At 70.2% G+C, this 5,304-nt stretch carries 5 protein-coding genes; all 5 read left to right on the plus strand.

The genetic code is table 11. The annotated features are described in order from the left end of the window. Window positions 1–10 precede the first annotated feature (10 nt). Window positions 11–1,168, plus strand: coding sequence for a replication initiator (locus ACOJUF_RS02915; protein WP_420120367.1), 1,158 nt, complete (start codon window positions 11–13; stop codon window positions 1,166–1,168). Further along, window positions 1,165–1,497, plus strand: a complete 333-nt coding sequence (locus tag ACOJUF_RS02920) for a hypothetical protein (RefSeq protein WP_420120368.1) — start codon at window positions 1,165–1,167, stop codon at window positions 1,495–1,497. Before ACOJUF_RS02915 ends, ACOJUF_RS02920 begins: the two co-directional genes overlap by 4 nt. 405 nt (window positions 1,498–1,902) lie before the next feature. Then, complete coding sequence (locus ACOJUF_RS02925; RefSeq protein ID WP_420120369.1) at window positions 1,903–2,241, plus strand: hypothetical protein; 339 nt, start codon at window positions 1,903–1,905, stop codon at window positions 2,239–2,241. A 5-nt stretch (window positions 2,242–2,246) separates the two neighbouring features. Next, window positions 2,247–2,762, plus strand: coding sequence for a hypothetical protein (locus ACOJUF_RS02930; RefSeq protein ID WP_420120371.1), 516 nt, complete (start codon window positions 2,247–2,249; stop codon window positions 2,760–2,762). After that, the coding region (locus ACOJUF_RS02935; RefSeq protein ID WP_420120370.1) for an ATP-binding protein at window positions 2,752–5,304 on the plus strand (2,553 nt) is incomplete at its 3' end. The genes ACOJUF_RS02930 and ACOJUF_RS02935, both read left to right, overlap by 11 nt.

Here is a 5,304-nt window from a genome sequence, read left to right on the forward strand (position 1 = left end):
GTTCCTGACGGTGACCGGTCCCGGGTTCGGTCCGGTGCATGGCGCGACGTGTGGGCGCGGGAGGGCAGGCCGGAGCGCCAGCGGAGGCCGGACCGGACGCGCCGGTGACCTGTGCGTGCACGGCCGGGGACGAACCTGCCCACAGCACCACCTGGATGATGACCCGCAGCTGGGGGAACCGATCTGCTCCGATTGCTACCAGTACCTGGCCGCGGTGGCATTCAACTGGCGATCACCGGAGTTGTGGCGGCGCTTCATGATCGCCCTGCGCCGACGATTGGCCGCCGGGCTGGGGATGAGCGAGGCCGCGTTCGGCCGCACGCTGCGGGTCAGCTACGCCAAGGTCGCTGAGTTCCAGAAACGCGGGATTGTGCACTTCCACGCGATCATTCGCCTCGACGGCGCCGGCGACGGCTACCCAGCTTCCCCGGTCAGCGTTCCGGATGAGCTGTTCACGGTCGCGGTGCGGCAGGCCGTCGCCGACGCGACTGTCACCGCCCTCCTCGGCGACTCTGCGGTGCAGCTCGGGTTCGGCGACCAGATCGACATCCGCCCCCTCCGGCACGGGCTCGACGACCTGGGCGCCGATGGCGGTGTCGATGATGGAACTGGTCCGGTGACGTCGGGGATGGTGGCGGCGTACATCGCGAAGTACGCGACGAAGGCGGCGGAAGACTTCGGCCTGGATTCCTCGGTCCGGACCGCGCTGATCGCGCAGCAGGCCGGGTTGCGGCCGCATGTGGCGGCGATGATCCTGGCCGCGGAACAGCTCTCGACCCTGCCGGAGTACGACGGGCTGCTGCGGTGGGTGCACATGCTCGGCTTCCGCGGACACTTCACGACCAAGTCCCGCCGGTTCTCGGTCACACTCGGCTCCCTGCGGCAGGCCCGACGGGACTGGCGAGCCGCCCGGGCCGAGGAACGCGCACCGGCGGCGCCCGATGAGGACGACATGGAGTGGCCGGCGCCGGATCCGCAACCGGGCCTGTGGAACGACGAAGCCCTGGCCGCCGGCGGCGAAGGCGATGACGGGCCGGTTCCGGTGATTGGTGAGTGGCGATTCCTGGGGCTGGGTTACACGAACCCGGGGGATGCGCTGCTTGCCGCGTACGAGCACGCCGACCATCTGGCGGCGTTGGAATTCCTGCGACAGGAGGCACGACCATGACCGTGGCAAGATTCGCCCTGAACGGGCACGGGTCGGTGCTGGTCAAGGCACTGAACGAAGCGATCACCGCGACGATGAACGACTTCGGCGAGCGGCACGGCTGCGGGCCGATGCACTGGTACCTACGTGAGGTCAACGGCTTCGACCGCGGCGACGTGATCGGGTTCCCCGGTGGCCCGAACGACCACGACCTCGCCGCCGGGATGAGGCTCAGCGAAGCGTGGGCCAGTCTGTTGGGCCTGGTCGAGCGGGATGACGAGATCGCCGGATACCGGTCCTGGACCGGCACGGCCGGCAGTAGCCGCATCGAGATTTGGTGCCGGACCTGACCAGCCGCCGCCGGCAGTTGGCCCTGTTCGACCTGCCCAAGCCGACTGGCCGCCGGCCGGCCCGCGACCGGCCGGCCACGACGGCAGCCGAGCCCGACGACGGAACGGAAGCGTCGACGCCGACTCTGCGGGCTGCTCCGACTGCGGCGCCGAATCGGTCGGGGCGTAGCGGGTCAAGGGGGCCCGGAGGGCATCGCGCAGCGACGCGCAGCGCCCTTGACGCGCGTAGCCCCGACTGAACAATCAGCGCCCCCGGAGCAGCACGACAACCACTGACAGGCAAGCACAACCAGCGACCGACGGTCCGACCGGCGACATCAATCAATCACATTCGGAGATCCACCTACCAGGTGGGTCTGTTCGACGACGCCCGAAACGGGCGGCTCGTCGGGAAGGAGCACGGCAATGGGCGTTCTGGATGGTGGTCTCCACGCGGAGATCACCCAGATTCTGGTGGCGGCGCCGGTCGCGGTGGACACGTCGGGGATCGGGAACTGGCTGCGGGACAACGCGGTCAAGGTGATCCTGATCGTGATCGGGCTGGTCATCCTGATGGCCTCGCGCCGCGGCGATCACTCCCGCGTGGTCAGCGTGGTCGGCCTGTCGCTGATCGGGCTGATGGTGCTGGGGATCGCGTTCTCCGGCTCGGCCCTGGACGTCGGGTACTGGCTGGCCAAGTTGTTCATCCCGTCCCTGGCGACCCCGGGCGCGCCGTCGGGCGTGACGCCGACGACGGGCGGGTGACGGTGATGCGGATCCGCACCGATGATGAGCTGCGACGGGTCGATGCCCGGTGGCTGGGCCCGCCGCGGGTGTCGTTCCCGTGGCCGGCGACCCGGTACGTCGCCTACGGCGTCGGCTTCGTGGTCTTCCTGGCCGTGGGCTGGCTGTTCGCTCGGTTCGTCGAAGTGTCGTTCTGGACCATGGTCGACACGCTGATGATCACCATCGGCGTCACGGGCTGGGTCTGCAAGCGGATCGACGACGAACGGCCGTTGTCGACGCTGCCGGCGGTGCTGTGGGCCGAACTCGGCACCCCTCGCCGCTCACCCCACGACCAGGCGCAGACGACGGCCGTGGCGTGGGTCGGGCTCACGTTCGTCCTGGCCGAGGCGAGGAACGCCGACCGGCGGCACCCGCCCGGGCTACTCGGTATCCCGTCGCCCGGACGGGCAGCGGACCCAGGCACGGTCCCGGTCACGCCTGGCGTGAGCCGGCGGCTCAGAGTCGATCCCGAGATGGTGGTGATCTCCGATGCAGCGTGACCGAAACACCAAGAGCAGGAGGGAATCCAAGCCGGGGTGGGCGAAGGCGTCGGAGCCGGCCGCGGCCCGGTTGCCGCTGCGCACAAAGCAGGTCGTCGGCCATGTCACCCTGACCGGCAACACCGGGACGGCCTGGTACCGGTTGGATCCGGTGCCGTGGTCGTTCCGGCCGGACCGGGACCGTGAGCAGCACATCCTGAACCAGGCCGGCGTGTTGGCCGGGTTGTCGGGTCAGTCGGTGCGGATCCGGGGCACCCAGGTCCCGTTCCCGGTCCGTGAGTGGGCCGAAGCCCACCACCGCCTGGTCACGCAGCGGCAGGCCGCGTTCGGCGCGGTGCCGCTGCCGTGCTGGCCGGACCTGCTCGCCGGCGAGCAGCGCCAATTCCTCGGCGAGCACCTGGCCGAGAAGCAGGTCTACCTGGGCGTGGACTACCTACACCGGTCCCCGCTGGCCCAGCTGGCCGCCGGCCTGCTGCCCCGGTCCTGGCGGCCACTTTCCCGGGAACTCGACGCCCAACAGGCCAAGCTCGCCGCCCTGGACACGCTGATGGGCCGGCCGGGGATGCGGGGCCGGCCGGTCACGGCCGGGCAGATGGCCTGGCTGCTGCACCGTTCCACCCACCTGGGGTTCCCCGCCCCACGGCTGCGGTCCGAGCTGGACGTGACCGACTGGGATACCGGTGATCTGGCCGGCCTGCTGGACCAGGTGTCCTGGACCGCGGAACCGTTCGCGACCACGCTCAAGGTCACGGGGATGGTCGACGGCCGCACCCTGACCCGGCATGTGGCTATCTTGACCGTGGGCCGGATGCAGCCGATGACGATCCCGCAGGTGGATCTGCCGTGGATGGCAATCCCGGACCAGCTCGGGATCCCGCTGGAATGGTCGGCCCACGTCTACGTCCGGCACGACCACGAGGTGCGGGAGCAGCTGCGGCGGGTTATGTCCCGGATCACGTCGCAAACCAAGCACTACCAGGTCGAGCACGAGCAGGACCCGCCCACCGCCCTGCGCGAGCAGCACGACCTCGCCCTGGCAGTCGAAGCGGAACTGTCCGACACCCAAGACCTGTCCGCGTCGCGCGCCCGGGGCTGGTGGCGCCTCGCTGTCTCCGGCACGTCGGAGGCCGAGTGCTTGGAGAACGTCGAGCGGGTCGTGACGGCGTATGCGCGGCGGGTGCAGATCGAGCACACCTACGGGCAGCACGACCTCGCGAGGGAGTTCCTACCCGGCGAGCCGGTGCGGATCCGCGCCCACCGCCGCGACCTCCCGGTCCGCACGGTCGCCGCCGGCGGCGCCGCGATCACCAGCACCGCGGGTGATCGGACTGGGTGGAACATCGCCCGCGCGGTGCTGGATGGGCGGACCCCGGTGATGTACGACCTGTGGGCCAACATGGAACGGTACGACGTCGCCGGCTATTACCCCATCGTCGCCGGCCTCGGCGGTGGCAAGTCCACCCTGATCGGCGTCGTCATCGGCAAGACCGGCGCCGCCGGCATCCCCTGGACCTGCGTCGATCCCGCCGGCCGCCTCGGCCGCCTGGCTCGCACCGCACCGCTGCGGGGTCATGCGCGGGCGTTGGACCTGGTCAACGGGCACCCCGGCTCCCTGAACACGTACCGGCTGGTGGCCGAACCGCACCCGGACGACTTCACCATTCATGACCTGGCCGACCTGGAAGACGCCGACCTGCACGCCCTGGGCGTCGATGCCGCCGACCTCGGCACTGTGATGCTGGATGATCTCGACCAGCATCTGGTCGACGGACTGCGGGACCGGTGGCTGAGCCGCGCCAGGGTGCGGGCGCAGGCCGCCCGACGCCGGCTGACGGTCGACTCCCTGACGCAGGTCCTTCCGGCGTCGTTGGTGGTGCGGGGTGATCAGGCGCCGCACGTCACTACGGAACTGCTGCTCGCCGCGACCCTCGTGGACGCGGCGGATGGGCCGTTCGCCGGGCGCCCGAAGCATCCCGGCCTGGTCATCGAGGCCCTACGGCAGTCTCGGACGGAGCATCGGCAGGTCGCGCTGACCACCGCCGACTTGCTGGATTCGATCCGGCACGAACCGCTGCCGTCGTTGCTGTTCCCGGAGCGCGACGAGCATGAGGCGGTCGCGTTCGACCGGCAACTGATGTTCTTCTCCACCAAGGGCATCGCCCTGCCCGATCAGCACGTCGGGCAGGAGTACTGGGGCGACGAAGCCCGCCAGGGCGTGGCCATCCTGAATCTCGCCTCGTGGCTGTGCCTGCGGTGGGTCTACGGGCTGCCCGCGGGCCAGCGTAAGGGCGTCGCCCTTGATGAAGTCCACTTCCTGGAACAGCTCTCGTCCGGCCGGTTGATGCTGACCGAGTTCGCCCGCAACACCCGCAAACAGAACCTGGCCGTCCTCGCCGCCAAGCAGGAGGAGGCGGCCGGGTCGGACAACGACACCCTGCGCAACTTCGTCGGCGGCGCGTTCCTCGGCCGGATGGACGACGAACAAGCCGCCGCCCGCGCGTTGGGCCTGGTGCAGATCCCGACCGGCGTCGGCTACGAGCAG

Origin of the sequence: Nakamurella sp. (assembly GCF_048594475.1) — a bacterium.
Lineage (GTDB): Bacteria > Actinomycetota > Actinomycetes > Mycobacteriales > Nakamurellaceae > Nakamurella.